We start from the raw sequence: 282 nt of genomic DNA on the forward strand, positions 1-282 counted from the left end.
TGTATAACGAGGGACGTTCTGCTAATTCTCTAGCCAATGAATACCATTTGGCTGTACAAACCGTCACGGGTTGGGTGAAGAAAGCCCAAATCATTGGGACGGACGTTACTGGTAAGCCAGTGACTCGCGCCCAATTTAATGCAATGCAGAAAGAAGTCGCAAGACTCAAAGAAGAAAACGAAATTTTAAAAATTGCGGCCGTTTTGCTGGGCGAACATCGCAAGTAACACGTAAGACCCATTTTCCTATTGTCCAATCATTGCTAAAACAGCATTTTAAACT

1 protein-coding gene is annotated in these 282 nt (G+C 42.9%); it reads left to right on the forward strand.

The features are described from left to right. Positions 1-227: transposase (locus BMG01_RS10865; RefSeq protein ID WP_084939559.1), on the forward strand; the 227-nt coding region annotated here is incomplete at its 5' end. Positions 228-282 lie beyond the last annotated feature (55 nt).

Source organism: Leuconostoc sp. BM2 (assembly GCF_002095565.1).
Taxonomy (GTDB): Bacteria; Bacillota; Bacilli; order Lactobacillales; family Lactobacillaceae; genus Leuconostoc; species Leuconostoc falkenbergense.